Consider the following 26,602-nt stretch of genomic DNA (forward strand, 5'->3'; position numbering starts at 1 on the left):
GCGCGAGGAGGGAACGACTCTGTTGCCTTGCTGGTGAGGGGTGGTGCGGGATGGGGGTGGGGCCGGCCGGCCTACTTGAGGCCCCCCGCTCCGAGTCCGCTCCGCCAGAACCGCTGCAGGCTGAGGAACGCGACCAGGAGGGGGATGATCGACACGAACGCGCCGACCAGGACGAGGGTGCGGAGCTCGGGGTACTGGCTCACGTTCGAGTTCCACGTGTAGAGACCGAGGGTCACCGGGAACAGCGTCTGCGTGCGGAGCATCACGAGCGGCAGGAAGAAGTTGTTCCAGATCGCCACGAACTGGAACAGGAACACCGTGACGAGGGCCGGCGACATCAGGCGGATCGCGACCGTGAAGAAGGTGCGCACCTCGCCCGACCCGTCGATCCTGGCTGCTTCGATGATCTCGTCGGGGACGCTCGAGGCCGCGTAGATCCGGCTGAGGTAGACGCCGAACGGGCTCACGATGCTCGGGAGGAACACCGCCCAGAACGAGTCGGTCAGCTGCACCTTGCTGAAGATGAGGAACAGCGGCAGGGCCAGCGCGGTGGCCGGGACCAGGACACCGCCGAGGAAGATGTTGAACAGCGCCTCGCGGCCCCAGAAGCGGTACTTCGCCAGGGCGTAGCCGCACATCGCGGACAGGATCGTGCCGAGACCGCCGGCGACGGTGGCGTACACGATGCTGTTGAGCATCCAGCGCGGGAAGATCCCGTCGTTGTAGGTGAAGAGGCGCCCGACGTTGGCGATGCCGTCTTGAAGCGACGTGGCCGTGAACCAGAGCGAGAAGCTCGAGTTGAAGTTGTCGAGCGTCTTGGTCGACGAGACGAGCAGCCAGAAGATCGGGATCAGGAAGTAGAGCGTGAAGACGCCCATGATGATCATCGCGGCGGATCGCGACATGACGCTCTCGCGGGGTCCGCGGCCGCGCTTGCGGGCCGGGGTGGTCTTGTCGTCGAACGACTGCGCCGGACGAAGGGGTGCGTCGACGGTCACTGGTCGGCCTTCCGCTGGGTCAACCGGAGGAACCCGATCGACAGGATGAACGTGGCAACCGCGAGGACGACGCTGAACGCGGCCGCGAGGTTGAAGTTGGGGACCGACGACGTCGAGTAGACGAGCATGTTCGGCGTGAAGGTCGACGAGATCGTCGAGGTGAACTGGCGGAAGACGAGCGGCTCGGTGAGGAGCTGCAGGGTCCCGATCACACTGAAGACCGCGGTGAGGATGATCGCCGGCACGACGAGCGGGATCTTGATCGACACGGCGATGCGCCACTGCGATGCCCCGTCGAGGCGTGCGGCCTCGTAGATCTCGGTCGGGATCGCCAGGAGCGACGAGTAGATGATCAGCATGTTGTAGCCGACGTAGACCCAGGTGACGACGTTCGCGATCGCCCAGAGCACCGTGCCGCCGCCCAGCAGGTTGATGTTCGAGGTGACGAACTTGAACGGCGAGAGGCTCGGCGAGTAGAGGTAGCCCCACATGATCGCCGCGATGACGCCGGGCACGGCGTACGGGGCGAAGAAGGCCAGCCGGAAGAAGCGCTTGCCGCGCAGCAGCGGCGAGTCGAGCAGCAGCGCGAACAGGAGCGCCAGCGCGAGCATCACCGGGACCTGCACGATGCCGAAGAGCAGCACGCGCAGGATCGACGACCAGAACTCGGTGTCCTGGAACACCAGGGCGTACTGGCTGAGCCCGCCGAAGACCTGCGTGGGAGCCCCGAAGGTGCCCACGCGCTGGATCTTCAGCAGCGACTGGAACACGGCGTAGAGGATCGGCGCCAGATAGAAGGCGGCGAACAGCACGCCGAAGGGCACGATGAAGATCGCGATCGCCTTCCGGTACCGGAAGCCCCCCTTCGGCTTCGGGGCGGCCGCTTCGCGGGTGCCCCGTCGGCGGGCGGTGGTGACGGTCATGATGCCTTCCTGTCCTGGCGGATGATGTGGGTCCCGCCCGCCTCGAGCTCGACGGCCCCGGAGACCCGCTGCTCGGAGACGAGGTCGAAGCCCTCGAAGTGGTGCACGACTGTCGCGTCGGAGTGGTTGAGGACGAAGACCCAGTCGCTCTGCTCTCCGATCCTGCGCACGATCTCGACCCCGCCCCGGGCGAGCGCAGGATCGACGGCGACTCCCGACTCGGTGACGGCCCGCTCCACCACGGAGGCGAGCGCCTCCGGCTCGAGCTGCGTGGAGACGTACCAGCCGAGGCCCTGGCCGTGGCGCTTGCTGGTCACGGCGGGGCGGCCGGCGAGGGCGCCGGAGGCGTAGTCGACGACGCTCTCGGCGCCGACGAGGTCGAGCGGCTCCGACCAGAGCGAGCCGGTGGTGCCGTCCGACAGCGCGACGGAGCCGCCCACAGGGAGCGGGGCGAACTCGTCGGCCCGGACCCCGAGCATCCTGCGGAAGGCGCCCGGGTAGCCGCCGAGGCGGACGCGGTCGGTCTCGTCGACGATGCCGCTGAAGAAGGTGACGAGCGCGGAGCCGCCGGCCTCGACGAACTCGTCGACGACGCGGGCGTGCTCGTCGCGGACGAGGTAGAGGCTCGGCACGACGACCATCGCGTAGCCGTCGAGAGACGCGCCGGGCGCGACGACGTCGACGGTCACGCCGAGGTCCCAGAGCGCGCCGTAGAGGCGGTGCACCTGCTCGATGTACGAGAAGTCGGAGGAGGGGTGCGCCTCGAGGTCGGCGGCCCACCAGTTCTCCCAGCTGAAGACGAGGGCGACGTCGGCGACGACGCGCGATCCGCGGACCTCGCCGAGGCGGGCGGTGAGGGCGCCGAGCCGGATCGACTCGTCCCAGACCCGCGAGTCGGTGCCGGCGTGCGGGAGGAGGGCGGAGTGGAACTTCTCGGTGCCCTTGACGGAGGCGCGCCACTGGAAGAAGCAGACACCGTCCGCGCCGCGGGCGATGTGGGCGGCGGTGTTGCGCATCATCTCGCCGGGCGTCTTGGCGATGTTCCGCGGCTGCCAGTTGACGGCGCTGGTGGAGTGCTCCATCAGGATCCACGGCTCGCGCCTGGCGAGGCCGCGCGTCGTGTCGGCGGCGAACGACAGCTCGACCGCGGGGCGCTCGAGGCGGTTGTCGAGGTAGTGGTCGTTCGCGATGACGGCCATGTCGTCGGCCCAGGTCCAGTAGTCCTGGTTCTGGATGTGGGCGGCGACCATGAAGTTCGTCGTCACCGGGATGGCGCTGGTCTCGCGGACGACCGCGGCCTCGGCCCGGTACTGCTCGAGCAGCTCGTCGGAGCTGAAGCGGTGGAAGTCGATCGTCTGCGCCGGGTTGATGAACGACAGGGTCGCGCGGGGCGGCAGGATCTCGGCGAACGCGGAGTAGCGCTGGCTCCAGAACGCGGTCCCCCAGGCGTCGTTCAGCGCCTGGATGTCGCCGTACCGGGCCTCGAGCCAGCGCCGGAACGAGGCTGCGGAGACGTCGCAGTAGCAGAGGGCGTTGTGGCAGCCGAGCTCGTTGGAGACGTGCCAGAGGCGGACGGCCGGGTGGGCGCCGTACCGCGTCGCGGTCTCGCGGACCAGCTCGAGGGCGAGCTGCCGGAAGACCGGGGAGCTCGGGCAGTAGGCCTGACGGCCGCCCGGCCAGCGCCTCGTGCCGTCGGCGGCCTCGGGCAGGACCTCGGGGTGGAGGGTCGTCAGCCACGGGGGCGGCGACGAGGTGCCGGTGCCGAGGTTGACGCCGATGCCGTTCTGGTGGAGCAGGTCGATGATCGTGTCGAGGTCGCCGAACTCGAAGCGGCCGGGCTCGGGCTCGACGTGCGACCAGCCGAAGATGTTGATGGCGACGAGGTTGACCCCGGCCTCGCGCATCAGGGCGACGTCCTCGCGCCAGACCTCGGGCGACCACTGCTCGGGGTTGTAGTCGCAGCCGAAGACGAGACCGTCGAGTCCGAGCCCCAGGGCGGTGGGCTGGGCGAGAGTCTGGGTGAGCACTGGTCCTCGGCTTCGTCGTCGGTGACCCTGCCGGACGAGGGCCGAGGCTCTTCGTCTGTGAAGGTTCACACATGGAAATCTGTGATCGTTCCCAGTTGCCGCGGACTGTCATCCGGGAGGAGTGTGTGGGAACGTTCACAGAGCTAATCCCATGTCGGCGGATTTGTCAAAGGCGAATTCGGGACGGCCCCGCGGGAGCGCTCCCAGGCTCGGCTAAGGTGACGACATGTCCACTCCGAGAACGGCGCGACGACGGGCCACGATCCACGACGTGGCAGCGGAGGCCGGCATCTCGAGGGGCACCGTCTCGCGGGTGCTCAACAACGAGCCGTACGTGTCCGAGACCGCCCGGCGGGCCGTCGAGGCCGCCGTGGCGAAGGTCGGCTATGTGCGGAACGCCGCGGCTCGCAACCTCGTCACGCAGAGGTCCAGGGCGATCGCGCTCATCGTGCACGAGCCGCACTCGGTCGTGCTCGACGACCCCAACATCGGCAACATCCTGATCGGCACCAACGCCGTCCTGTCGGACGCCGACCACCAGCTCGTCACCCTCATGATCGACTCGCAGCGCGACAGCGACCGGGTCATCGAGTACCTCCGCGGCGGATTCGTCGACGGGGCGATCATCCTGTCCGCCCGCACCGGCGACCCGATCTCCGAGGCGATCGCCGAGCTGGGCCTGCCGGCGTCGTTCGTGGGGCACCCGCCGGACGCCCCCGCGATCCCGTTCATCGGCATCGACAACCGGGCCGCCGCGGAGGCCATCGTCGAGAGGCTGGTCGCGACCGGCCGGCGCAGGATCGGGATGCTCGCCTCGGGCCTCGACCGCGACTCCGGCCAGGACCGCCTGGCCGGCTTCCAGGCGGCGCTCGGCGACCTGTTCGATCCTGCGCTCGTGGTCCGGCACCCGTTCTACAGCTACGCCGCCGGCGCCGAGGGGATGGCGGAGCTCCTGGAGCGCGACCCGCACATCGACGGGGTCTTCGCGGCCTCCGACGCCGTGGCGGCCGGGGCGATGGACGTCCTGCACCGGCAGGGGATCTCGATCCCCGAGCAGGTCGGGATCGTCGGCTTCGACGACAGCTCGTGGGCGATCCGCTGCACGCCGCTCCTGTCGACCGTGCGGCAGCCGGCCGAGACGCTCGGGCGGCGGGCCGCGCAGCAGGTGCTCGACCAGCTGCTCGACGGGGGCGAGGCGCCGGACGGCGTGATCCTGCCGACCGAGATCGTCTGGAGGGCGAGCGCGTAGCCCGGCGCCTCTGCGCTAGTGCATGAGATTCTCGCGACCCGGCGCCGTTCATGCGGATCCGGGGCCCTCGTTGCGAAGAATTCCTGCATCAGCACCGGCGACCTCGGCTGCCGAAGGCGCGGCACGGGTGGGCGTCAGCGGATGGTCGTCGTCACGTCGACGAGGGTGGGCGCCGCCGGAGCGGAACCGAAGCCGAAGCGGACCGGCGGCCAGAGACGCTCGAGCGAGCCGAGGTCGCGGCCCTCGAAAGCGGCCGTCAGCCCGGTGATGTGCCGCGCCAGCGTCACGCCGTAGTACTCCCGGCGACCGCCGCCGGCTGTGCCCGCCGTGGCCGAGCCCGGCACGATGAGCCGCGCGACGGGGTTGATCAGCCCCAGCCAGCCGGGCCGCGTCGCGAAGGCCTTCGGGACGAGCCGCAGCAGCATCCCGAGCCCCGACACCGGGCCGATGTCGAGGCGAAGGCGGAGCGTGTCGTCGCCGAGGGCGGAGTCGGTGCTCCCGACGGTCACGGCGATGCCGCCGTCGACCTTCCGCCACGAGACGGGCAGCACGCGCACCTCGTCGAACGTGTAGGTGCCGGCGATGAAGTCGGCGACCTCGCGCGAGGGGGCGAGCAGGATCCGGCGCCCCTCGCCCGTCTCCACCATGACGTCGGCGAAGCTCCCGAGCGGCGACCGGGCCCACATGCCGACGACCAGGCGGGTTCCGGAGGTGGTGCCGACGCCGACGATGCGGCCCTCGAAGCGGAGATCTGTCACGGGCACACCGTACGCCGGGCGCCTGCGCGGCCCGTGCATTTGCCCGGTCGAGAACGACCCGATGTGGGACTTTCTGCTTTTGTCTTGTTCTTTCTGCGAATGCGGCCTACAGTCATCGCAAAGCACAGGCACCACCACACGAGCAGGCGACGCGGAGGTCACCGGATGTACGCACTGGAGCGACACGACTCGATCGGCGAGCTGCTGCGCACCGAGGGCCGCGTGGTCGTGGCCGAGCTCGCGGAGCGGTTCGACGTCACCACCGAGACCATCCGCCGCGACCTCGACGCCCTCGAGTCGGCCGGGCTCCTGCAGCGGGTCCACGGCGGCGCGGTCGCGGCAGGCCACTCGAGCGTCACCGAGCTCAGCCTCGACGAGCGCGAGCAGCAGCAGACCCCGAGCAAGTCGGCCATCGCCAAGGCGGCCGCCCGACTCGTTCCCTCCACCTTCGTCGGCTCGATCGCCCTCGACGCCGGCACCACGACGGCCGAGATCGCCGCCGAGCTCGCCTCCTGGACCCCGGCCCGGGAGGGCACGCTCCTCACCGTGGTGACGAACGCCGTCCCGATCGCAGCGCTCCTCCAGCACAGCCCCCACATCGACCTGCGACTCCTCGGCGGCCGGGTCCGCGGGCTCACCAGCGCCGCTGTCGGCACCGCGACCGTCGAGCAGATCACGGCCCTCCGCCCCGACATCGCCTTCGTCGGCACGAACGGCATCAGCGCCGGCTTCGGCCTCTCCACCCCGGACGAGCTGGAGGGTGCCGTCAAGACGGCCTACATCCGCGCCGCCCGCCGCGTGGTCGCCGTCGCCGACGCGACCAAGCACGGCGACGAGGCCCTCACCCGGTTCGCCCGACTCGACGAGCTCGACACCGTCATCACCGACGCCGCTCCCCCGGTCGACCTGCAGGTCGCCCTCGACGAGGCCGGCGTGGAGGTGATCGTCGCGTGATCATCACCGTCACCCCCAACCCGTCGCTCGACCGGACGATCGCCCTCGACGCGCCTCTGGCCCGCGGAGCCGTGCAGCGCTCCGTCACGACCACCGACGAGCCGGGCGGCAAGGGCGTCAATGTCTCGCGGGCGCTCGCTGCCTCCGGGGCCGACACCGTCGCGATCCTGCCCGGCGCCCTCGACGACCCCGTGCTGGTCGCCCTCCGCGCGCGCGGCGTCTCGACGGTCAACCTCCCGATCGAGAGCCGCCTGCGCTCGAACGTCACGATCACCGAGCCCGACGGCACGACGACCAAGATCAACGAGCCCGGCCCCGATCTCGGCGGCCACGCGATCGCCCTCCTCGACCTCGTCGTGGAGCACTCCCGCTCGGCCGACTGGCTGGTGCTCGCAGGATCCCTCCCTCCCGGGCTCCCCGACGACTTCCTCGCCGGGGTGGTCCACGCGGTCCGTCTCGTCGCCGGAGACGCCGCGCCGCGCATCGCCGTCGACTCGTCGGGCGCGCCGTTCCGCGCGCTGATCGACTCGGGCGTGCGGGTCGACCTGGTCAAGCCGAACGCCGAGGAGTTGGCCGAGGTCGTCGGCGGCGACCCGGCCGTCTACGAGGCCGACCGCTCGGCCGCGGTGGCCGGGGCGCGCCTCCTGCTCGACCGCGGCGTCGGAGCCGTCCTCCTGACCCTCGGCAGCGCCGGGGCCGTGCTCGTCGACGCCGAGGGGGCCTGGTCCGCCGACTCCCCGCGGATCGTCGCCCTGTCGACCGTCGGCGCGGGCGACTCCGCCCTCTCGGGCTACCTGCTCGCCGAGACGTCAGGCGCGACGGCCCCCCGCCGTCTCGCCCAGGCCGTCGCCTCCGGCGCCGCCGCCGCCTCCCTCCCGGGCAGCATCGTGCCCACCCTCTCGCAGACCTCCCCCGACGACGTCCTCGTCGTCCCGGTCGCTCGCACTGCCGCCGGGCAGTTCTAGCGCCGACCCCTCTCGCACACACGTCCGCAGCAAAGGAGCTCACCCCCATGTCAACCCTCATCAGCACCGACCTCGTCGGCCTCGACGAGAACCTCGGAGACACGTCGTCCGACGTCATCCGGGCGCTCGCCCGTCGCGTGGCCTCCGTCGGACGCGCAGGATCCGCCGACTCCCTGGCGGCCGACGCCATCAAGCGCGAGGCGTCCGTCGGCACCGGCGTCCCGGGCGGCATCGCGATCCCGCACGCCCGCTCGTCGTCGGTCACCGAGCCGACCCTCGCGATGACGCGGCTCGCCCGGAAGGTGCCGTTCGGCGCTCCGGACGGCGACGCCGACATCGTCTTCATGATCGCGGTGCCCGAGGGCGCCGACGCCGACCACATGACGGTGCTGTCGACGCTCGCCCGGGCCCTCATCCGCGAGGACTTCACCGCGGCGCTCCGTGCCGCGAAGACGCCGGCCGACATCGTGAAGCTGGTCGACGACGAGGTCGGCGGCGAGGTCGACCAGGCGCGCGGCGTCACCGGCACGAGCACCGCTGCCGCCGCGGGTGCCTCCGCAGGCGCCGACACCGCCGCCAGGAGCGGACGCCGCCTGAAGCTCGTCGGCGTGACCGCGTGCCCGACCGGAATCGCGCACACCTACATGGCGGCCGACGCCCTCGTCGCCGCGGCCACGAAGCTCGGGGCCGACCTGCAGATCGAGACGCAGGGCTCCGGCCAGGTGACCCCCCTCGATCCTGCTGTCATCGCGGCCGCCGACGCCGTCATCTTCGCCGTCGACGTCGACGTCCGCGACCGCTCGCGCTTCGCCGGCAAGCCGCTCGTGCAGGGCCCCGTGAAACGCGGCGTCGACGAGCCCGCCCGCATGGTGCAGGAGGCCATCGCCGCAGCGTCCGACCCGCGAGCCGCCCGGGTGCCGGGCGACGCGAGTGCTGCGTCCGGCCCGGCGATGAGCCAGGGCCGCCGCGGCTTCGGCTCGTCGCTCAAGACCTGGCTGCTGACCGGCGTCTCGTACATGATCCCGTTCGTCGCCGGCGGCGGCCTGCTGATCGCGCTCGGCTTCCTGCTCGGCGGCGACGCGCTCGCCCTCACCGCCAAGGGCCACACCGTCAACAACGCGGTCTACGCGCTGACCAACTACTCCCTGGTGAACCTGCCGCCGGAGGGCCTCGTCTACTACCTCGGCGCCGCCGCGTTCCAGATCGGCGGGCTCTCGCTCGGGTTCCTCGTCGCTGCCCTGGCCGGCTACATCGCCTATGCGATCGCCGACCGGCCCGGCATCGCCCCCGGCTTCGTCGCCGGTGCCGTCGCCGTCTTCCTCGGCGCGGGCTTCCTCGGCGGACTCGTCGGCGGTCTCCTCGCCGGCTTCGCCGCCTACTGGATCGGCCGCCTGCGGGTGCCCCGCTTCGTCCGCGGCCTGATGCCCGTCGTGATCATCCCGCTCGTCGCGTCGATCTTCGCCTCCGGCCTGCTGCTGCTCGTGCTGGGCGGCCCGATCGCCTGGCTGACCAAGGAGCTGTCGCTCTGGCTCAACTCGCTCACCGGGTCGGGCGCGGTCCTGCTCGGCGTGATCCTGGGCCTCATGATGTGCTTCGACCTCGGCGGACCGGTCAACAAGGTCGCCTACGCCTTCGCGGTCGCCGGCCTCTCGGCGGGGTCGCTGTCGAACCCCGCACCGCTCGAGATCATGGCCGCCGTCATGGGCGCCGGCATGGTCCCGCCGCTCGCCATGGCGCTCGCCTCGACCGTGCTGTACCGCAAGGGCTTCTCGCAGGTCGAGCGCAACAACGGCGCGGCCGCCTGGCTCCTCGGCGCCTCGTTCATCTCGGAGGGCGCGATCCCCTTCGCCGCCGCCGACCCGCTGCGCGTGATCCCCGCCTCGATGGTCGGCGGTGCCCTCACCGGCGCGATCTCGATGGGCGCCGGAGTCACTTCGCAGGCCCCGCACGGAGGCATCTTCGTCTTCTTCGCGATCGGCAACATCGGGATGTGGGTCGTCGCGATCCTGGCCGGCACGGTCGTCTCGGCGCTGGTGCTCGTCGCGCTCAAGCGCTTCGTCCGCCGCGGCGACCCGGTCGACACGCTCGCCGAGGCGGACGCGACCGCGCTCGTCGGGCAGCAGGCGCCGGTCGCCGTCTAGCCCGGGAGCTGCCCGGGAGCTGCGTCGAGATCGCAGTTCGACACGGTCGCGGAGGTCGCGAGCGTGTCGGGCTGCGATCTCGGCGTCTGCAAGCGTGGGCGCAGAGCTGAGTCAGCGCAGGGCTGAGTCAGCGCAGGGCTGAGTCAGCGCAGGATCGCGGCCACCGCGGCGACCGAGTCCCGCACCGCCGTCGCCACCGGCACGAGCTCGGCCGCGGTCACGTCGGCCTGCCAGGTGAAGCGGACGGCGGTCTGGGCGACGTCGTCCGGGTAGCCGAGCGCCGTGAGCACGTGCGAGGGCCCGTCGTCGCCGGCCGCGCAGGCCGAGCCGCTCGACGACACGACGCCCCGGCGTTCGAGCTCGAGCAGGATCGCCTCGCCGTTCGTCCCCGGGAACACGAACGACGCGTTCGCGGGCAGCCGCGAGACGGGCGCCCCGGTGAACTCCGCCCCCGGAACGAGCTCCAGCACGGCGCCGACGAACGCGTCGCGCGCCTCGACCGCGGCGGCGGCTCGCGCCTCGCGGGAGGCCTCCGCCAGGCCGACGGCCACCCCGAGGGCGACGGCCCCGGCGACGTTCTCGGTGCCGGAGCGCCGGCCGCGCTCCTGCCCGCCGCCGTGGACGAGCGGCTCGATCGGCAGGCGGCCGGCGAGGTACAGGGCCCCGACTCCCTTGGGCGCGCCGACCTTGTGGCCGGAGATCGACAGGGCATCGACGCCGAGGTCGCCGACGCGGGTGGGGAGCCAGCCGGCGGTCTGCACGGCGTCGGAGTGGAACGGGACGCCCGCCCAGCGGCACACCTCGGCGAGCGCCCGGAGATCCTGCGTGGTCCCGATCTCGTTGTTCGCGTGCGCGACGCTGACGAGCGCGGTGTCGTCGCGCACGACGGCCGCGAGCGCCTCCGGGCTGACGACGCCGTGCCGGTCGAGGTCGACGTACGACACCTCGAAGCCGTGCAGGCGCTCGAGGTGGTCGACGGAGGCGAGGACGGCCTCGTGCTCGATCCGCGTGGTGACGAGGTGGCGGCGGCGCGGGTCGCCGAGGGCGATCCCCTTGACGGCGAGGTTGGCCGCCTCGGTGCCGCCGGCCGTGAAGACGACCTCGCCGGGCCGGCACCCGAAGAACGCGGCGACCTGCGCCCGGGCTGCCGTCAGGGCTCGGGCCGCGGACTCCCCCACGGTGTGACGGCTCGAGGGGTTGCCGAAGTCGCTCGTCAGGTACGGCCACATGGCCTCGAGGGCCTCGCGGCGGACGGGCGACGTGGCGGCGGCGTCGAGGTAGAGCACGGCGGTGGTCGGCGGGCCGGGCTCAGACGGCGGCGAAGCCGGTCGCGAACCCGCGGCCTCGCGAGGCGACGTCGATGGCCACGTCGAGGCCGAGGTCGAGGGCGCGGACGCTGTGCGTGAGAGCGCCGACCGAGATCAGGTCGACTCCCGACCTCGCGATCGCGGCGACGGTGTCGAGGCTCACCCCGCCCGACGCCTCGACCAGGGCCCGCCCGGCGACCTGCTCGACGCCGCGCACGAGGTCGTCGGGCGAGAAGTTGTCGAGCATGATCGTGTCGACCCCGGCGGCCAGGACGTCCTCGATCTGGTCGAGCCGGTCGACCTCCACCTCGACGTGGGTAGTGTGCGACAGCCTCGCCTTCATGGCCAGCAGGGCCTCGGTCGTCGAGAACCCCTGCGCGAGCAGGATCGCCAGGTGGTTGTCCTTCACGAGGACCGCGTCCGACAGCGAGAACCGGTGGTTGCGCCCGCCGCCGGCGACGACCGCGTCGCGCTCGAGCGCCCGGAGGCCGGGCGTGGTCTTGCGAGTGTCGACGATCTGCGCGCTGGTCCCGTCGGTGAGGGCGACGTAGCGAGCGGTCAGCGTGGCGATGCCCGAGAGCCGCTGCACGAGGTTGAGCGCGATGCGCTCGGCCCGCAGGATCGACCGCGCCGACCCCCGCAGCGCGGCGAGCGTCTGCCCCGCGGCGAAGCGGTCGCCGTCGGCTGCCAGCACGTCGACCTCGACGAGCGGGTCGACCTCGCGGGCGACGGCACGCAGCACGCGGACCCCGCTCAGCACGCCCTCCTCGCGGGCGACGATCGAGGCGGTGGCCGTGGCTTCCTCCGGGATCAGGGCCTCGCTCGTGACGTCGCCCCAGGGCGCGTCCTCTCGGAGTGCCAGGCGGACGACCTCGGTGATCGCGTCATCGGTGAGCATGCTCGGGAACCTCTCGTGCCCACGTCAGAGCGTGGGCCGTCTCGTCTCGGGTGTCGGGGAAGTCGGATCGGAAGTGCGCGCCGCGCGACTCCTCGCGGGCGAGGGCGGCGGTGACGACGAGCCGGGCCACGTCGAGGAGGTTCGCGGCCTCGCGCCCCTCGGCCGACCCGTCGTCGGGAGCGGACGCCTCCGCGAGCGTCTGCGCCGCGGCCAGGAGGTCTCTGCCGTTCCGCTCGACTCCGGCGGCATCCCACATCAGGCGCTGGAGATCGCCGCGCAGGATCACGGAACCTCCGCCTCCCGAGGCCGGCGGCGTCTCGACCGCGGCCCCGGCGAGCACGCCGCGCTCGGCCGTCTCGTCGGCGTCGAGCGCGGCGACGGCCCGCCAGCCGAAGACGGCGGCCTCGAGCAGCGAGTTCGACGCCAGGCGGTTCGCTCCGTGAACGCCGGTGACGGCGACCTCGCCGACGGCGGAGAGACCGGGGAGCGACGTGCGGCCCCACAGGTCGGTGCGGACGCCGCCCATGAAGTAGTGCGCCGCCGGAGTGACCGGGACGGGCTCGCTCGCCCAGTCGAGCCCCGCGGCCCGCGTCGCCGCGGTGATCGTCGGGAAGCGCGCCTCGAGGGTCGCCCGTCCGAGGTGGGTCGCGTCGAGGAGCACGGGGAGTCCTGCCTGGCGCTTCATCTGCTCGGCGATGGCGCGAGCGACGATGTCGCGGGGGGCGAGCTCGGCCCGGCGATCGACGCCGGCGAGGAACCGGCGGCCGCCCGCGTCGAGCAGCACGGCGCCCTCGCCGCGGACGGCCTCCGACACCAGGAAGCTCCCGGGCACGGCCAGCGCGGTGGGGTGGAACTGGTAGAACTCCAGATCGGCGACCTCGGCGCCGGCGCGCCAGGCGGCGGCGAGCCCGTCGCCGGTGGCGCCCTCGGGGTTCGTGGTGAACTCGTAGAGCTGACCGGCACCGCCGGTCGCCAGGATCACGGCGTCGGCGAGGAGCGTCTCGCGGTGGCCGTCGCGCAGGATCTCGGCCCCCGCGACCCGGCGCTCGCCCGTGACGGTGAGGACGAGGTCGGTGAGCACCGCGTGCTCGACGACGCGGACGCGGGAGGCCCGGAGCCGCTCGACGAGGGCGACGACGATGGCCCGCCCGGTGGCGTCGCCGCCCGCGTGCAGGACCCGCGCTCGACCGTGCGCGGCCTCGAGGCCGCGGGCCCAGCCCTCGGGGTTCGCTGCGGACGGCTCCGTCTCGTCGAAGACGACGCCCCAGCGCACCAGGTCGCGGATGCGGTCGGGGCCGTCGGAGCAGAGCGCGTCGACGGCCGCGTCGAGCGACAGCCCGGCCCCCGCTGCGACGGTGTCGGCGGCGTGCAGGGCCGGCGAGTCGTCGGGGAAGACGGCCGCGGCGATGCCGCCCTGGGCCCACCGCGAGTTGCTGTCGTCGAGGGCGCCCTTGGTGACGAGCGTGACGGCGTGGCCCAGGGCGTCGGCGCGGAGGGCCGCGGTCAGGCCGCCGAGCCCCGAGCCGACGACGAGGAGGTCGCGCCCGGTCACACCGACACCGTGTGGTTCGGCTTCGCGGCGAGCATCCGCTCGAGCGCGACGCGGGCCGGCTCGGCGACGTCGTCGGAGACGGTGATGCGGTTGAGCACCTCGGCAGGACGGTCGGCGGTGCCGATGAGCGCCTCGAGCGCCCAGGCGATGTAGCCGGGGTGGATCCGGTACATCGTCGAGCAGGGGCAGACGACCGAGTCGAGGCAGAAGATCGTGTGCTGCGGGTACTCGGCCGCCAGGCGGTTGACGAGGTTGATCTCGGTCCCGATGGCGAACGTCGATCCTGCCGGGGCCGCCTGGATGGCCTTGACGATGAAGTCGGTCGAGCCGTACGAGTCGGCCGCGTCGACCACCGGCATCGGGCACTCGGGGTGGACGATCACCTGGACGCCGGGGTGCTCGGCCCGGGCGGCCGCGATCTGGTCGACGGTGAAGCGCTTGTGCACCGAGCAGAAGCCGTACCAGAGGATGACCTGCGCGTCGTCCAGCTGCTCGGGCGTGGAGCCGCCGAGGGCCTTCCGCGGGTTCCACATCGGCATGCGGTCGAGCGGGACGCCCATCGCCTTCGCCGTGTTGCGGCCGAGGTGCTGGTCGGGGAAGAACAGCACGCGGCGCCCTCGGGCGAACGCCCACTCGAGCACGGTCTCGGCGTTCGACGAGGTGCAGACGATGCCGCCGTGGCGCCCGCAGAAGCCCTTGAGGTCGGCGGCGGAGTTCATGTAGGTGACCGGGATCACCGGCACGCGGCCGTCGGCGTCGACCGCGGTCAGGTCGCCGTAGAGGCCTTCGAGCTGCTCCCAGGCCGCCTCGACGCTGTCGATGTCGGCCATGTCGGCCATCGAGCATCCTGCGGCGAGGTTCGGCAGGATCACGGCCTGCTCCGGCGTCGAGAGCAGGTCGGCGGTCTCGGCCATGAAGTGCACGCCGCAGAAGACGATCGCCTCGGCCGCGGGCGAGGCCTTCGCCTTCACCGCGAGCTGGAACGAGTCGCCCACGTAGTCGGCGTACTGCACGACCTCGTCGCGCTGGTAGAAGTGCCCGAGTATCAGCACCCGGTCGCCGAGGATCGCCTTCGCGGCCAGGATGCGGCGGTGCAGCTCGTCGGCCGACGCCTCGCGGTACTCGAGCGGGATCTCGCCCTGCAGCGGCGCCCGCGGCGGGATCACGTCGAACATCGACGAGCCCGGGCCGTACGAGGGCACGCCGGTGTCGAAGGCCCAGGGCGCCTCGCGGAGGTCGGTGGTGCAGACCTCGCCCGGGGCCCGGCCGTTCGTGATGTGCTGGATCGTGGTGTCGACGCTGGTCATCGTCTGCGCCTTTCGCAGGGAGAGGGACGCAGGATCACGCCCGGGGTGAGGATCACGACCGGCCCAGCGGGCTCGGGTCGAGGTCGATGGGGCTGTTGTAGCGGTAGAGGCGCGGCGGCCGGTGCTTGGTGCCGGTGAGGTACTCGCCGGTGGGCACGACGGCGTCGCTCGCCTCGACCATCCGGCGGAAGTTCGCCGGATCGAGGTCGCGGCCGAGGACGGCCTCGTGCACCTCGCGGAGCTGGCTGAGGGTGAAGGTCGAGCCGACGAACGCGCCCGCGATCCTGCTGTACTCCATCTTCGTGCGGAGCCGCCAGAGCGCGTAGTCGACGATCGTTCGGTGGTCGAAGGCGAGCGCGGGGAGGTCGTCGGCGTCGAACCAGCAGACGTTGGGATCGCCCTGCACGAGGGCTGCGGCCGGGCCCGCTGCGGCGTTCTCGCGCGAGACGAGGGCCCAGTAGACGATCGACACGACGCGCTCGGCGGCGCTCCTCGACCTCGACCCGAACGCGTAGAGCTGCTCCAGGTAGCTCGGAGAGAGGGCGGTCGTGTCGAGCAGGTGCCGCCTGGCCGCGTCGGAGAGGTCTTCGTCGGCTCCGAGCGGGCCGCCGGGGAGCGCCCACAGGCCGCGGTAGGGCTCGCGGATGCGTCGCACGAGCGGGATGTGCAGGGCCGTCCGGCCGGTCTCGCCCTGCGGCAGGAGCGAGAAGATGACCGTCGACACCGCGAGCGCGGGCGTCGCGCCCGGCGCATCTCCGGTGCTGGAATCGGTCATGACGGGCTTCTCTCGTTAAGGTCAGAGTGACTCTAACCCTTAAAGTCAGTTTGACCTAGTGGATTCTCCGAAGCCGGGAGGACGCGGCGCTAGGGTCGGGTCATGTCCCTGCTCCTGACCGCGACCCGGCGCCTCCTCGTCCTGCGCCCGCGCACGACGACGACGGAGCAGACCCTCGATCGCGCCATCGCCCGACGAGGCGGTCCGGCTCCGGTCAGCCGGGCGGTGAAGCGCGTCGCCGTGGTCGACGAGCGGATCGTCGACGGCCGCCGCGTCGTGCGGCTGACGCCCCGACAGAAACCCCGCGGAGGCCACCTGATCTACACGCACGGCGGCTGCTACACGTTCCCGCTGATCGGCGCGCACTGGGGCATCCTGGCCACCCTCGTCCGGCGGGCGGGCATCACGATCGACGTGCCCCTCTACGGCCTGGCGCCCGAGCACACGGCGACCGAGGCGGCCGACTGGCTCGAGACGATCTACGACGACGCCGTCGCCGAGTTCGGACCGGTCGTGTCGCTCGCGGGCGACAGCGCCGGCGGCGGCCTCGCCCTCGCCCAGGCCGTCCGCTACCGCGACTCCGGTCGACCGGCGCCCCGCCACGTCATCCTGATCTCGCCCTGGCTCGACGCCACGCTGATCAACCCGGGCGCCGCCGCCGTCGCCCCGCTCGACCACATGCTGGCCGTCCCGGGCCTCGTCCGGGCCGGTCGCCTCTGGGCAGGAGACCTCGACCCAAGCGACCCGCTCGTCAGCCCGCTGTCGTCCGACCTCGCCGGGCTCCCTCCCATCCACATCGAGCAGGGCGACCACGACCTCTTCTACGCCGACGCCGAGGAGCTCCACCGCAGGATCACGCGCGCGGGCGGGCGGAGCGACTTCCGGCTCACGCGGGGCGGGTTCCACGTCTTCGTCGGCGCCCCGTGGATCCCGGAGGCGCGGGCGGCCCTCGCCCGCATCGCCGCGGTGCTCCGACAGGGGTGACCCTGATCCTGCGCGCCTCTCAGTAGGGTGAGACGGTGAAGCGTCTCGCCGTCCTCGGCTCCCCCATCGCCCACTCGCTGTCGCCCGCGCTGCACACGGCGGCCTACCGCGTGCTCGGGCTCGACTGGGAGTACGGCCTCGCCGACGTAGCGACCGGAGGCCTCGCCGCGTTCCTCGAGAACCTCGACGACTCCTGGGTCGGGCTGAGCCTGACGATGCCGCTCAAGCGCGAGGTCATCGCGCTGCTCGACGAGGCGTCGCCGCTCGTCGAGGAGCTCGGCGTCGCCAACACGCTGCTGCTCGCGCGCGACGGAGCCGAGCTGCGTCTCGCGGGGTTCAACACCGACGTCGACGGGATCGTCCGCGCGATCGAGTGGCGGGCCGGGCGGTCTGCGGGCATCGCGGCTCACGCGGCGATCCTCGGCGGCGGTGCCACGGCGAGCTCGGCGCTGGCGGCGGCCGTCCGGCTCGGCGCGACGCGCATCGCGCTGTACCTCCGCGACCCCGCGAGGGCGAGCACCCAGACCGAGCTCGCCGCGCGGCTCGGCGTCCCGCTCGAGGTGCGACCCCTCGACGAGCTGGCGGAGTCCGGCCCCCTCGGCCTCGTGCTCAGCACCCTGCCCGGCGGCGTCGAGCTGCCGCCGGTCCTCCCGAGCGGCCCCGACGCGATCCTGCTCGACGTCGCCTACGACCCGTGGCCGAGCCGGCTCGCCGAGGCGTGGGAGTCCGCCGGCGGCGTGGCGGTCAGCGGCCTCGACATGCTCCTCGAGCAGGCGGTCGGCCAGATCCGGCTCTTCACCGGTGGAGCGCAGGATCAGCCGCTCGCCGACGAGGCCGACGTCAGGGCGGCCATGCGCGCCGCCGTCGACCTCCCCGCCTGACCGGGTCGAGTAACCTCGCACTCGTGACCGAGACCTTCCGCCCCGCCGTGATCCGAGGCGTCGAGTTCGGCCCCGGGCGCCCGAAGATCTGCGTCCCGCTGACCGGCAGCACCGTCGAGGAGCTCCGCGACGGCGTCGCCGCCCTCGACGGCTCGTTCGTCGACCTCGTCGAGCTGCGCGCCGACCACTTCGACGACGTCGACGACATCGACGAGGTGCTCCGCGCCACCGAGACGGTCCGCGAGAGCCTGCCCGACGAGATCCCGCTGCTCTTCACGTTCCGCTCGAAGCCCGAGGGCGGCCAGCGCGACATCGACCCGGTCGCGTACGAGCGGCTGCTCCTCACCACCGTGCGCTCGGGCGCGATCGACGCCGTCGACGTCGAGATGTTCACCGAGCTGGCCTCCCTCGAGCGGCTCGTCAACGGCGCACACGAGCGCGGCGTCGCCGTGATCATGTCGTCGCACGACTTCCAGCACACGCCGCCGCTCGAGCAGATCGTCGCGCGGCTCCGCCTCCAGCAGGATCTCGGCGCCGACATCGTCAAGATCGCCGTCATGCCGGAGGCGCCCTCCGACGTGCTCACCCTGCTGCAGGCGACCGGGGTGTTCGCCGAGAAGGCGACGAGACCCGCCATGACGATGTCGATGGGCCCGCTGGGCGTGGTGACGCGCCTGGCCGGCGAGACCTTCGGATCCTGCGCGACCTTCGGCTCCGTCGGCGAGGCCAGCGCCCCCGGCCAGGTCGAGGCGAGGTCGCTGCGGGTCACCCTCGACCTGCTGCACGACGCACAGGTCGGCTGATGTCGCACGACCACGCGGGCCCCGGAACCTCGACGGCGCGGCTCGGCATCGCCCTCGGGATCACCACCGCCATCCTGATCGCGGAGGTCGTCGGCGCCGCGGTGACCGACAGCCTCTCGCTGCTCGTCGACGCCGGCCACATGCTGACCGACGTCGCCGGCCTCACCGCCGCGCTGGTCGCCGCCTCGCTGATCCGTCGGCCCGCGACGTCCGCCCGAACCTGGGGGTTCCGTCGCGCGGAGGTGCTCGCAGCCCTCGGGCAGGCGGCCGTGCTGCTGGCCGTCGGCATCTACGCGTTCGTCGAGGGCGTGCAGCGGCTGTTCGCGCCGCCCGACGTGCCGTCCGGGTCGCTGCTGGTCTTCGGTGTCATCGGCCTGGTGGGCAACATCGCGTCGATCGCCGTGCTGGCGTCCGCACGCGGCGCGAACCTCAACCTGCGGGCGGCGTTCCTCGAGGTCGTCAACGACGCGCTCGGTTCGGTGGCCGTCATCGCGGGCGCACTCGTCATCGCCGCCACCGGCTGGCTCCAGGCCGACGCCCTCGCCGGCATGCTGATCTCGGTGCTGATCGTGCCCCGGACCCTCGCCCTCCTCCGCGAGACGACCGGCGTGCTCCTGGAGTCGACGCCGAAGGGGCTCGACCTCGACGCCGTGCGCGAGCACATGCTCGAGCTCCCCCACGTGCGCGGCATCCACGACCTGCACGCGTCGCAGATCGCCACCGGGCTGCCCGTCATCAGCGCGCACATCGTCGTCGAGCAGGGCTGCTTCGAGGACGGCCACGCGCCGCGGATCCTCGACGACCTCCAGGCGTGCGTCCTGGAGCACTTCGCCGTGCAGATCGAGCACTCGACCTTCCAGCTGGAGCCTGAGACGCACCAGCAGCACGAGCACGTCGACCACGCCTGAGCTTCGGCCTCTGCCCTCGGCTGCTGCGTGTGCCGCTGCTGCGTCGGCGACTGTCTACATCTCTGTGTATCGTGTGTGAAACACGAATACACAATGGAGTGGAAATGATGCGATCTCGAACTGCTGCACCCGTTCTGACACTGGCCCTCGTAGCGGCGAGCTTGACGTGCACCACAGAAGCCCGGGCAGCCGCCCTCCCCTCGGACGACGCTTCTGCCCGGACAGCCGCTGCGGAATTCACCGTGCTCCCGCGATCGGTGCGCCGTCCGATCACCGCACTCGTCGTGTCATTGGCGGCAATGACGGTAGGACTCTGGGCTGTGGCCTCGGATCCAGGCGGGGCGTTGTTCTGGGTTGCACACATCGGGCTCGTCGTCGCCACCGGGGCTGCAGGGATCAGCACCACCGCTTCGATCCGCCTCTCACTGCGGGCCCGACGCGGCACGTGAGAAGGAGGAGCACGACGCAGGATCAGGCGGGGACGTCCACCCAGGCCGACGTCGCCGCGCTCTCGAGCACCGCGTCGATGAGCCGCGCCGCCCGCAGCCCGTCGGCGAAGGTCGGCAGCCCCTCGGGCGACCCGCCGCGGACGGCGGAGTAGGTGTCTTGGAGGAAAGCCGCGAACGCGTCGCGGTAGCCCATCGGGTGCCCGGCGGGCACGAGGTTCAGCCTCGCCTGGTCGGCCGAGACGTCGCCCTCGCCCCGGTTCAGGATCGTCGACCCGGCCTCCGCCCCCAGCCACACGCTCTCGGGAGACTCCTGGTCGAACACCGCGGAGCCGCGCGATCCGTCGACCTCGATCCAGAGGCGGTTCTTGCGGCCCGCCGACACCTGCGAGATGACGGCGTTGCCGACCGCGCCGGAGGTGGTGCGGAAGGTGGCGGTGGCCGTGTCTTCGGTGGTGACGTCGAGCACGGGTGCGTCGGCGGATCCTGCGCCCCCGAAGGACCGGCCCGTGGGCGCCGGGCGGGCCGGGTAGGCGATGGTGGTCACGGCGTTGACGGCGGTGAAGCGCTCCCCCGAGACGAACTCCGCCAGGTCGCACCAGTGCGAGCCGATGTCGGCGAAGGCCCGCGACGGACCGCCGAGGTCGGGGTCGACCCGCCAGGACGAGGCCAGGGGGTCGAGGAGCCAGTCCTGGAGGTAGGAGCCGTGGACGAGGTGGATCGCGCCGAGGTCGCCTCGGATCCTGCGCGCGCGGAGCTCGCGGACGAGCGGGTGGTACCGGTAGGCGAACGGCACGGTCGCGACCACTCCCGCGGCGGCAGCGGCGTCGACGAGCTCGGAGGCCTCCTCGGCCGTCAGCGCGAGCGGCTTCTCGCAGACGACGTGGAGCCCGGCCCGGATCGCCCGCAGCGCGTAGCCGTGGTGCGTCGCGTTGGGCGTGCAGAGCTGGACCACGTCGGGCCGGTCGGCGACGAGGTCGTCGAACGAGTCGTAGGCCGACGGCACGCCCCAGGCCTCCGCGAATTCGGCTGAGCGGGCGGGCGTGGAGCCGAGGACGCCCACCACCTCGGCCCCGGCGTCGCGCGCCGCCCGGCGGTGCACCTCGCCGATCATGCCCGTGCCGACGATGGCGACGCGCAGCGGGGTGGTGGCCATGGTGCTCCCTAGCGGTCGGCGATTCTCCCGTCTCGATCTAACCGAGACTTCTGACGGGTGTCAAACAAAAGCACCGCTCGTATCGGCGAAAGCCCCTCGACGCCGCGCGGCACCCTCGACGGCCGGGGTGGTTTCCCCGCGACCCTGGGGCATGATCGGCTCATGCGTTCTGTTCCGAGCACCACCGCGTACCGCGAGGCGCGCGACCACCTGTTCGCCGTGGCCTCCGGCGACACCAGCGCCGACGCCTTCCGCTGGCCCGACATCGGCGACACCTTCAACTGGGCGACCGACTGGTTCGACGTCGTCGCGAGCGGGAACGACAGGATCGCGCTCTGGATCGTCGAGGAGGACGGCTCCGAGTCGAAGACGACCTACGCCGAGATGTCCCGCCGCTCCGACCGGCTCGCCGACGCGTTCCAGGGGCTCGGGATCGGCAAGGGCGACCACGTCCTCCTGATGCTGGGCAACCAGTACGAGCTGTGGGAGACGATGCTCGCCGTGATGAAGCTGGGGGCGGTGATCCTGCCGACCTCGACCATGCTCGAGGCGCACGACCTGCAGGATCGCGTCGAGCGCGGCCACGTGGCTCACGTCATCGCCGCCGTCGACGAGACCTCCAAGTTCGGCACCGTCGAGGGCGGCTTCACCCGCATCTCGGTGGGCGGGAGCGCGCCGGGCTGGACCGACTACCCCGACTCGCTCACGCCCGCAGCGGACAGCACGGCAGACCCCGCCACCCGACGCCCCGACGTCGCCACCGCCCCCGACGACCCCTGCCTGATCTACTTCACCTCCGGCACCACGTCGAAGCCGAAGATGGTCGTCCACACGCAGGCGTCGTATCCGGTCGGCCACCTCAGCACGATGTACTGGCTGGGGCTGCGACCCGGCGACGTGCAGCTCGCCATCAGCTCGCCCGGCTGGGGCAAGCACGCGTGGAGCTGCTTCTTCTCCCCCTGGATCGCCGAGGCGACCGTCTTCGTGTACAACTACGGCCGCTTCGACGCGTCGGCGCTCCTCGCCCAGCTCGAACGCGCCCAGGTGACGACGTACTGCGCTCCGCCGACGGTCTGGCGCCTGATGATCCAGGCCGACCTCGGCGAGCGCCCGTCGGCCCTCCGCGAGATCGTGTCGGCCGGCGAGCCGCTGAACCCGGAGGTCATCGCGCGGGTCGAGGAGGCCTGGGGCCTCACCATCCGCGACGGCTACGGCCAGACCGAGACGACCGCGATCATCGGCAACCCGCCGGGGGGCGAGCTGAAGCCGGGCTCGATGGGGCTGCCGCTTCCCGGGGTGACCGTGATCCTGCTCGACCCGCTGACCGGTGAGGCGGGTGACGAGGGCGAGGTGTGCCTCGACCTGACCGAGCGGCCGACGAACCTGATGGCGGGCTACTTCGGCGATCCTGCGCGGACGGAGAGCGCCCTCCGCGACGGCTTCTTCCACACCGGCGACGTGGCCGTGCGCGACGCCGACGGGTTCATCACGTTCGTGGGCCGCACCGACGACATCTTCAAGTCGTCCGACTACAAGGTGTCGCCGTTCGAGGTCGAGAGCGTCCTGCTCGAGCACCCGGCCGTCGCCGAGTCGGCCGTGGTGCCGGCTCCCGACGACGTCAGGCTCAACGTCGTCAAGGCGTACGTCACCCTCGCCGCCGGCTGGGAGCCCACAGCCGAGACCGCCCTGGCCGTGCTCTCCCACGCGCGGACCGGCCTCCCCGCCTACGAGCGCGTGCGGCGCATCGAGTTCGGACCGCTGCCGAAGACGATCTCGGGCAAGATCCGCCGGGTCGAGCTCCGCGAGCGCGAGGCGCAGGCCGCCCTGCCCGGGAGCGAGCCGCTGACCGGCGAGTGGCGCGACGGCGACTTCGCCGAGCTGTCGAGCGGGACACGCAGGATCACGCCCCGGCCCTGACGGATCGACGCCGCCGGCGCGCTAGGGTCGGGTCCATGAACGACGTCGTCACCGCGGGTCTGATCGAGGCTGGGCTGATCGCTGCGGAGGCGTCGCTCGACCACCTGTCCGACCAGTCGACCTGGGCCGAGGGCCCGTGCTGGATCCCCGAGTCGCAGAGGCTCCGCTGGAGCGACATCATCGGGAACCGCGTGATGGAGTGGTCGTGGGAGACCGGCGAGACCGTCGTGCAGCTCGCCGGAGCGGAACACGCGAACGGCCGGATCCTCGACCGGAACGGCGACGTCGTCCAGTGCTCGCACGGCAGGCGCCGCGTCGAGAGGGTCCGAGGCGACGAGATCACCTCGATCGTGTCCGACTGGCAGGGCGTGCGGCTCAACTCCCCGAACGACCTCGTGGTGACACGAGACGGGGCCGTCTGGTTCACCGACCCCGACTACGGCCTCACCTCGCCCGGGGAGGGGCACCCCGGAGACCTCGAGTACGACGACCACTGGGTGTTCCGCATCGACGAGGCGACCGGCGACTACCGCCCGGTGATCCTGGATGCCGACCGGCCGAACGGGCTGGTGTTCTCGCCCGACGAGTCGATCCTGTACATCGCCGACTCCGGCACGGCCGACATCCGCGCCTACGACGTCGTGAACGGTCACCGCTGCAAGGACTCCCGCATCTTCGCGAAGATCGAGAGCGGCGTCCCCGACGGGATGCGCGTCGACGAGCACGGCAACCTGTGGTCGACGCACCGTCACGGTGTGATCGTCTTCGCCCCCGATGCGACCGAGATCGGCAGGATCGCGATCCCCGAGGTGACGGCCAACCTCTGCTGGGGCGGACCGACCGGCCAGACCCTCTTCTTCACGGCCACGACCGGGCTCTACCGGCTGGAGACGCTGACGCGCGACGCGCACCTTCGACGCTGACGCGCTCCGCGCACCTAGGCTCGCGACACGACGAAGCGCCCGCCACCTCGGGGTGACGGGCGCTTCGGCTGGACCGGGACGACCTAGAAGACGAGCAGGCCGTCGGTCTTCGTGGTCGCGGCCGTGTAGCGGGCCTGGACGTTCTCCCACGACACGATGTTCCAGAACGCCTTGACGTAGTCGGCGCGGACGTTCTTGTAGTCGAGGTAGTAGGCGTGCTCCCAGACGTCGAGCATCAGCAGCGGCACGAGGCCGAGCGGCACGTTGCCCTGCTGGTCGAACAGCTGGAAGATCGCGAGCTTCTTGCCGATCGAGTCGTAGGCGAGGACGGCCCAGCCGGAGCCCTGGACGCCGAGCGCGGTGGCGGTGAAGTGGGCGGTGAACTTGTCGAACGAGCCGAACTGGTCGTCGATCGCCGCGGCGAGGTCGCCGGTGGGCTTGTCGCCGCCCTCGGGCGACAGGTTGGTCCAGAAGATCGAGTGGTTGACGTGGCCGCCGAGGTTGAAGGCGAGGTCTTTCTCGAGCTTGTTGACGTTGGCGAGGTTGCCCGAGTCGCGGGCCTCCTGCAGCTGCGCGAGGGCGGTGTTCGCTCCCGTGACGTAGGTCTGGTGGTGCTTGGAGTGGTGCAGCTCCATGATCGTCCCGGAGATGCTCGGCGCGAGGGCCGAGTAGTCGTAGGCGAGGTCCGGAAGAGTGTATTCAGCCACGTTCGTCACTTTCGTTAGAGGAAGCAGTGTCTCGAGGGTTCCGTGAGGTGCGGAGCCGACCCCAAGCCTAGGATCCCAGGCCCACCTCGGGTCAAGCTCGCTCCCAGGAAGGCCCTCGCGGGGCGTCATACTCTGCACGGACGACCCCCGAGAGAAGAGAGATCCATGTCCGTCGTCAAGATCAACGCCATCCACGTCCCCGAGGGCCAGGGGGCCGAGCTCGAGAAGCGGTTCGCCGCTCGCAAGCACTCCGTCGACGGCTCCAAGGGCTTCGAGGGGTTCCAGCTGCTGCGTCCGGTCAAGGGCGACGACCGCTACTTCGTCGTGACGACGTGGGACTCCGAGGAGAGCTTCCAGGAGTGGTCCGCGAACGGCGCCGAGGCTGCTCACGCTGCCCCTGCGGGTGGCGGACACGGCGGCGGAGCATCCGGCGGCCAGTCCGCGGGCGAGGGCGCCCGTCGCCCGGTCGCGACCGGCGCCGACCTCCTCGAGTTCGAGGTCGTCGAGCTCTGAGTCGGAGCCGCTCCGGGGCCCGCCGGTCGCGCTACTGTGAACCCGTGAGCGACCGCGCGGAATTCCTGGGGGCCCTCCGAGACCTCTCGACCCGGAGGCCGGGTTCCACCGACCTCTGCGGCGCGTTCCTCCGGGTCCTGCCGGTCACAGGAGCCTCGGTCTCGACCCTCGGCGACCCGATCGGCACCGCCACCGTGTGCGCGAGCGACGCCCGGTCGGCGCGGCTCGACGAGATCCAGATGGACCTCGGCGAGGGGCCCTGCTGGGACGCCCTCTCGACCCGCTCCCCCGTCCTCGAGCACGAGCTCCAGCGCTCCACGCACGAGCGGTGGCCGGTGGCGTCGTCCGCTCTCCGCGAGACCGGCATCGCCGCCGTCTTCGCATTCCCGCTCGCCTACGGCCGGCTCGGACTCGGAGCCGTCGACCTGTACTCCGACGATCCCGTGCCGCTCAGCCCCGACGACGTCGACGACGCGTCGGCTCTGGCGGGGGTCGCGGCCCGGCACGTCCTGCACGACGCCCTGCGGTCTCTCGATCCTGCGCCCGAAGACGACGTCGACGCGTTCTCGCGGCGCGAGGTGCACCAGGCGACCGGCATGGTCTCGGCGCAGCTCGACATCGGCGTCGACGACGCCCTGCTCGTGCTCCGCGGCCACGCGTTCGCCACGTCGACGCCCCTCCGCGAGGTCGCGGCCGACGTCGTGGCCCGTCGACTGGACTTCAGCGAGTGACCGAGAGCGACAGAGACGGGGACGACGGCGTGACCAGGACGACGAGAGAGACGAGACTCCTCGAGACCTTCGTCACGCTGGCCGACACCCTCGTCGCCGGCTTCGACACGATCGACCTCCTTCAGATGCTGGTCGACCGCTGCGTCCAGCTCTTCGACGCCACCGACGCGGGCATCATGCTCGACAACGGCCGCGGCGAGCTGGAGGTCATCGCCTCCACCAGCGAGCGCAGCCGACTGATCGGCGTCCTGCAGCTCGGTGCCGGCGAGGGTCCGTGCGTCGAGGCCTACGCCGCGGGCCGGGCGGTCTCCGTGAGCGACGTCAGCGAGCTCGTGGACCGCTGGCCCGTGTTCGCCGCCCGCTCGGCCGAGTCGGGCTACGCCGCCGTCGACGCCGTCCCCCTCCGCCTCCGCGACACGTCGCTCGGGTCGCTCAACCTGTTCCGCGAGCGGACGGGCGCCCTGTCGCGTGCCGACACCGACGCGGTCCAGGCGCTGGCCGACGTGGCGACCATCAGCATCCTGCAGGAGCGGGTGCTGCGGCAGACCGACGTCGCACGCGACCAGCTCCAGCGCGCCCTCGACAGCCGGGTCGTGATCGAGCAGGCGAAGGGCATCGTGTCGTACACCCTCGATGTCGACATGGACGAGGCGTTCAAGCGCCTCCGCGATCACGCCCGGTCGCAGCGCCTCCGCCTGTCGGATGTCGCGACGGCCGTGGTCGAGAAGCGCCTGAGGCTCTGAGGCGCGTTCCGCCGCTTCCGGCCCGGCCCCGGGCCT

24 protein-coding genes are annotated in these 26,602 nt (G+C 71.9%); 13 read left to right on the plus strand and 11 right to left on the minus strand.

What is annotated here, in order from left to right; translation table 11 throughout:
* Positions 1-71: 71 nt before the first annotated feature.
* The 3 genes from ABD733_RS06740 to ABD733_RS06750 all read right to left on the minus strand — a co-directional run bounded on the left by ABD733_RS06740 (position 72) and on the right by ABD733_RS06750 (position 3,948).
* Complete coding sequence (locus tag ABD733_RS06740; RefSeq protein ID WP_344796035.1) at positions 72-905, minus strand: carbohydrate ABC transporter permease; 834 nt, start codon at positions 903-905, stop codon at positions 72-74.
* Between the two features lie 89 nt (positions 906-994).
* The gene (locus tag ABD733_RS06745; protein WP_344794347.1) at positions 995-1,921 is read right to left on the minus strand and encodes a carbohydrate ABC transporter permease; all 927 of its coding nucleotides are present in this window, start codon (positions 1,919-1,921) and stop codon (positions 995-997) included.
* The gene (locus ABD733_RS06750; protein WP_344794349.1) at positions 1,918-3,948 is read right to left on the minus strand and encodes a beta-galactosidase; all 2,031 of its coding nucleotides are present in this window, start codon (positions 3,946-3,948) and stop codon (positions 1,918-1,920) included. Before ABD733_RS06750 ends, ABD733_RS06745 begins: the two co-directional genes overlap by 4 nt.
* A gap of 226 nt (positions 3,949-4,174) precedes the next feature.
* On the opposite strand from ABD733_RS06750, the gene ABD733_RS06755 reads away from it, so the two are divergent.
* Positions 4,175-5,197 (plus strand): LacI family DNA-binding transcriptional regulator, encoded by a 1,023-nt coding sequence (locus ABD733_RS06755; protein WP_344794351.1) that lies wholly within the window; start codon positions 4,175-4,177, stop codon positions 5,195-5,197.
* Between the two features lie 134 nt (positions 5,198-5,331).
* On the opposite strand, the gene ABD733_RS06760 is transcribed toward ABD733_RS06755, so the two are convergent.
* Positions 5,332-5,955, minus strand: a complete 624-nt coding sequence (locus ABD733_RS06760; protein ID WP_344794353.1) for a hypothetical protein — start codon at positions 5,953-5,955, stop codon at positions 5,332-5,334.
* Positions 5,956-6,120: 165 nt separating this feature from the next.
* On the opposite strand from ABD733_RS06760, the gene ABD733_RS06765 reads away from it, so the two are divergent.
* Genes ABD733_RS06765 through ABD733_RS06775 form a run of 3 tightly spaced genes read left to right on the plus strand, consistent with a single transcriptional unit; the run spans position 6,121 to position 10,015 of the window.
* Positions 6,121-6,909 carry a DeoR/GlpR family DNA-binding transcription regulator gene (locus ABD733_RS06765; protein WP_344794355.1) on the plus strand — a complete coding sequence of 263 codons (789 nt, stop codon included), beginning with the start codon at positions 6,121-6,123 and terminating at the stop codon, positions 6,907-6,909.
* Positions 6,906-7,874 carry a 1-phosphofructokinase family hexose kinase gene (locus ABD733_RS06770; RefSeq protein WP_344794357.1) on the plus strand — a complete coding sequence of 323 codons (969 nt, stop codon included), beginning with the start codon at positions 6,906-6,908 and terminating at the stop codon, positions 7,872-7,874. The genes ABD733_RS06765 and ABD733_RS06770 overlap by 4 nt, the downstream gene beginning before the upstream one ends.
* A 47-nt stretch (positions 7,875-7,921) precedes the next feature.
* The gene (locus ABD733_RS06775; RefSeq protein WP_344794359.1) at positions 7,922-10,015 is read left to right on the plus strand and encodes a PTS fructose transporter subunit IIABC; all 2,094 of its coding nucleotides are present in this window, start codon (positions 7,922-7,924) and stop codon (positions 10,013-10,015) included.
* 143 nt (positions 10,016-10,158) lie between these two features.
* Here the strand turns inward: ABD733_RS06775 and ABD733_RS06780 are convergent, their stop codons facing one another.
* The 5 genes from ABD733_RS06780 to ABD733_RS06800 are packed head-to-tail and all read right to left on the minus strand — an operon-like array spanning position 10,159 to position 15,854.
* The gene (locus ABD733_RS06780; protein WP_344794361.1) at positions 10,159-11,301 is read right to left on the minus strand and encodes a cysteine desulfurase family protein; all 1,143 of its coding nucleotides are present in this window, start codon (positions 11,299-11,301) and stop codon (positions 10,159-10,161) included.
* A 22-nt stretch (positions 11,302-11,323) separates the two neighbouring features.
* Positions 11,324-12,220 (minus strand): carboxylating nicotinate-nucleotide diphosphorylase, encoded by an 897-nt coding sequence (gene nadC, locus ABD733_RS06785; RefSeq protein ID WP_344794363.1) that lies wholly within the window; start codon positions 12,218-12,220, stop codon positions 11,324-11,326.
* Positions 12,207-13,772, minus strand: a complete 1,566-nt coding sequence (gene nadB / locus ABD733_RS06790; protein WP_344794365.1) for an L-aspartate oxidase — start codon at positions 13,770-13,772, stop codon at positions 12,207-12,209. The genes nadC and nadB overlap by 14 nt, the downstream gene beginning before the upstream one ends.
* Positions 13,769-15,079, minus strand: a complete 1,311-nt coding sequence (gene nadA / locus ABD733_RS06795) for a quinolinate synthase NadA (RefSeq protein WP_344794367.1) — start codon at positions 15,077-15,079, stop codon at positions 13,769-13,771. Before nadA ends, nadB begins: the two co-directional genes overlap by 4 nt.
* A gap of 52 nt (positions 15,080-15,131) precedes the next feature.
* On the minus strand, positions 15,132-15,854 hold the full coding sequence (locus ABD733_RS06800; protein ID WP_344794369.1) for an NUDIX hydrolase: 723 nt from the start codon (positions 15,852-15,854) through the stop codon (positions 15,132-15,134).
* 102 nt (positions 15,855-15,956) lie between these two features.
* Here ABD733_RS06800 and ABD733_RS06805 point away from each other — a divergent pair, with 102 nt between their 5' ends.
* From ABD733_RS06805 to ABD733_RS06820, 4 genes are read left to right on the plus strand one after another with little or no spacing between them, the layout of a single operon-like run.
* Positions 15,957-16,838 carry an alpha/beta hydrolase fold domain-containing protein gene (locus ABD733_RS06805; protein WP_344794371.1) on the plus strand — a complete coding sequence of 294 codons (882 nt, stop codon included), beginning with the start codon at positions 15,957-15,959 and terminating at the stop codon, positions 16,836-16,838.
* 35 nt (positions 16,839-16,873) lie between these two features.
* Positions 16,874-17,719 carry a shikimate dehydrogenase family protein gene (locus tag ABD733_RS06810; RefSeq protein ID WP_344794373.1) on the plus strand — a complete coding sequence of 282 codons (846 nt, stop codon included), beginning with the start codon at positions 16,874-16,876 and terminating at the stop codon, positions 17,717-17,719.
* Between the two features lie 23 nt (positions 17,720-17,742).
* Positions 17,743-18,522 carry a type I 3-dehydroquinate dehydratase gene (gene aroD / locus ABD733_RS06815; RefSeq protein ID WP_344794375.1) on the plus strand — a complete coding sequence of 260 codons (780 nt, stop codon included), beginning with the start codon at positions 17,743-17,745 and terminating at the stop codon, positions 18,520-18,522.
* A complete protein-coding gene (locus ABD733_RS06820) occupies positions 18,522-19,430 on the plus strand; it encodes a cation diffusion facilitator family transporter (RefSeq protein ID WP_344794377.1) in 909 nt (302 codons plus the stop codon). The genes aroD and ABD733_RS06820 overlap by 1 nt, the downstream gene beginning before the upstream one ends.
* A 471-nt stretch (positions 19,431-19,901) precedes the next feature.
* Here the strand turns inward: ABD733_RS06820 and ABD733_RS06825 are convergent, their stop codons facing one another.
* Positions 19,902-21,032, minus strand: coding sequence for a Gfo/Idh/MocA family protein (locus tag ABD733_RS06825; RefSeq protein ID WP_344794379.1), 1,131 nt, complete (start codon positions 21,030-21,032; stop codon positions 19,902-19,904).
* 162 nt (positions 21,033-21,194) lie between these two features.
* Here ABD733_RS06825 and ABD733_RS06830 point away from each other — a divergent pair, with 162 nt between their 5' ends.
* Complete coding sequence (locus ABD733_RS06830; protein WP_344794381.1) at positions 21,195-22,949, plus strand: AMP-binding protein; 1,755 nt, start codon at positions 21,195-21,197, stop codon at positions 22,947-22,949.
* A 35-nt stretch (positions 22,950-22,984) separates the two neighbouring features.
* Positions 22,985-23,872 carry an SMP-30/gluconolactonase/LRE family protein gene (locus tag ABD733_RS06835; protein ID WP_344794383.1) on the plus strand — a complete coding sequence of 296 codons (888 nt, stop codon included), beginning with the start codon at positions 22,985-22,987 and terminating at the stop codon, positions 23,870-23,872.
* Between the two features lie 83 nt (positions 23,873-23,955).
* Here ABD733_RS06835 and ABD733_RS06840 read toward each other — a convergent pair whose 3' ends face one another.
* Positions 23,956-24,579, minus strand: a complete 624-nt coding sequence (locus ABD733_RS06840; RefSeq protein WP_344794385.1) for a superoxide dismutase — start codon at positions 24,577-24,579, stop codon at positions 23,956-23,958.
* Positions 24,580-24,744: 165 nt separating this feature from the next.
* Between ABD733_RS06840 and ABD733_RS06845 the strand changes: the two genes are divergently transcribed.
* The 3 genes from ABD733_RS06845 to ABD733_RS06855 are packed head-to-tail and all read left to right on the plus strand — an operon-like array spanning position 24,745 to position 26,566.
* The gene (locus ABD733_RS06845; protein WP_344794387.1) at positions 24,745-25,092 is read left to right on the plus strand and encodes an antibiotic biosynthesis monooxygenase family protein; all 348 of its coding nucleotides are present in this window, start codon (positions 24,745-24,747) and stop codon (positions 25,090-25,092) included.
* 44 nt (positions 25,093-25,136) lie between these two features.
* On the plus strand, positions 25,137-25,823 hold the full coding sequence (locus ABD733_RS06850) for a GAF and ANTAR domain-containing protein (RefSeq protein ID WP_344794389.1): 687 nt from the start codon (positions 25,137-25,139) through the stop codon (positions 25,821-25,823).
* Complete coding sequence (locus ABD733_RS06855; protein ID WP_344794391.1) at positions 25,820-26,566, plus strand: ANTAR domain-containing protein; 747 nt, start codon at positions 25,820-25,822, stop codon at positions 26,564-26,566. Before ABD733_RS06850 ends, ABD733_RS06855 begins: the two co-directional genes overlap by 4 nt.
* Positions 26,567-26,602: the final 36 nt, after the last annotated feature.

This window comes from Frondihabitans peucedani (genome assembly GCF_039537585.1).
GTDB lineage: Bacteria > Actinomycetota > Actinomycetes > Actinomycetales > Microbacteriaceae > Frondihabitans > Frondihabitans peucedani.

Coding starts and splice junctions, on each gene's coding strand:
- ABD733_RS06845 (WP_344794387.1), top strand. CDS start 24,745: ATGTCCGTCGTCAAGATCAACGCCATCCACGTCCCCGAGGGCCAGGGG.
- ABD733_RS06740 (WP_344796035.1), bottom strand. CDS start 905: ATGTCGCGATCCGCCGCGATGATCATCATGGGCGTCTTCACGCTCTAC.
- ABD733_RS06830 (WP_344794381.1), top strand. CDS start 21,195: ATGCGTTCTGTTCCGAGCACCACCGCGTACCGCGAGGCGCGCGACCAC.
- ABD733_RS06755 (WP_344794351.1), top strand. CDS start 4,175: ATGTCCACTCCGAGAACGGCGCGACGACGGGCCACGATCCACGACGTG.
- nadA (WP_344794367.1), bottom strand. CDS start 15,079: ATGACCAGCGTCGACACCACGATCCAGCACATCACGAACGGCCGGGCC.
- ABD733_RS06835 (WP_344794383.1), top strand. CDS start 22,985: ATGAACGACGTCGTCACCGCGGGTCTGATCGAGGCTGGGCTGATCGCT.
- ABD733_RS06765 (WP_344794355.1), top strand. CDS start 6,121: ATGTACGCACTGGAGCGACACGACTCGATCGGCGAGCTGCTGCGCACC.
- ABD733_RS06825 (WP_344794379.1), bottom strand. CDS start 21,032: ATGGCCACCACCCCGCTGCGCGTCGCCATCGTCGGCACGGGCATGATC.
- ABD733_RS06745 (WP_344794347.1), bottom strand. CDS start 1,921: ATGACCGTCACCACCGCCCGCCGACGGGGCACCCGCGAAGCGGCCGCC.
- nadC (WP_344794363.1), bottom strand. CDS start 12,220: ATGCTCACCGATGACGCGATCACCGAGGTCGTCCGCCTGGCACTCCGA.
- ABD733_RS06820 (WP_344794377.1), top strand. CDS start 18,522: ATGTCGCACGACCACGCGGGCCCCGGAACCTCGACGGCGCGGCTCGGC.
- ABD733_RS06775 (WP_344794359.1), top strand. CDS start 7,922: ATGTCAACCCTCATCAGCACCGACCTCGTCGGCCTCGACGAGAACCTC.
- ABD733_RS06805 (WP_344794371.1), top strand. CDS start 15,957: ATGTCCCTGCTCCTGACCGCGACCCGGCGCCTCCTCGTCCTGCGCCCG.
- ABD733_RS06800 (WP_344794369.1), bottom strand. CDS start 15,854: ATGACCGATTCCAGCACCGGAGATGCGCCGGGCGCGACGCCCGCGCTC.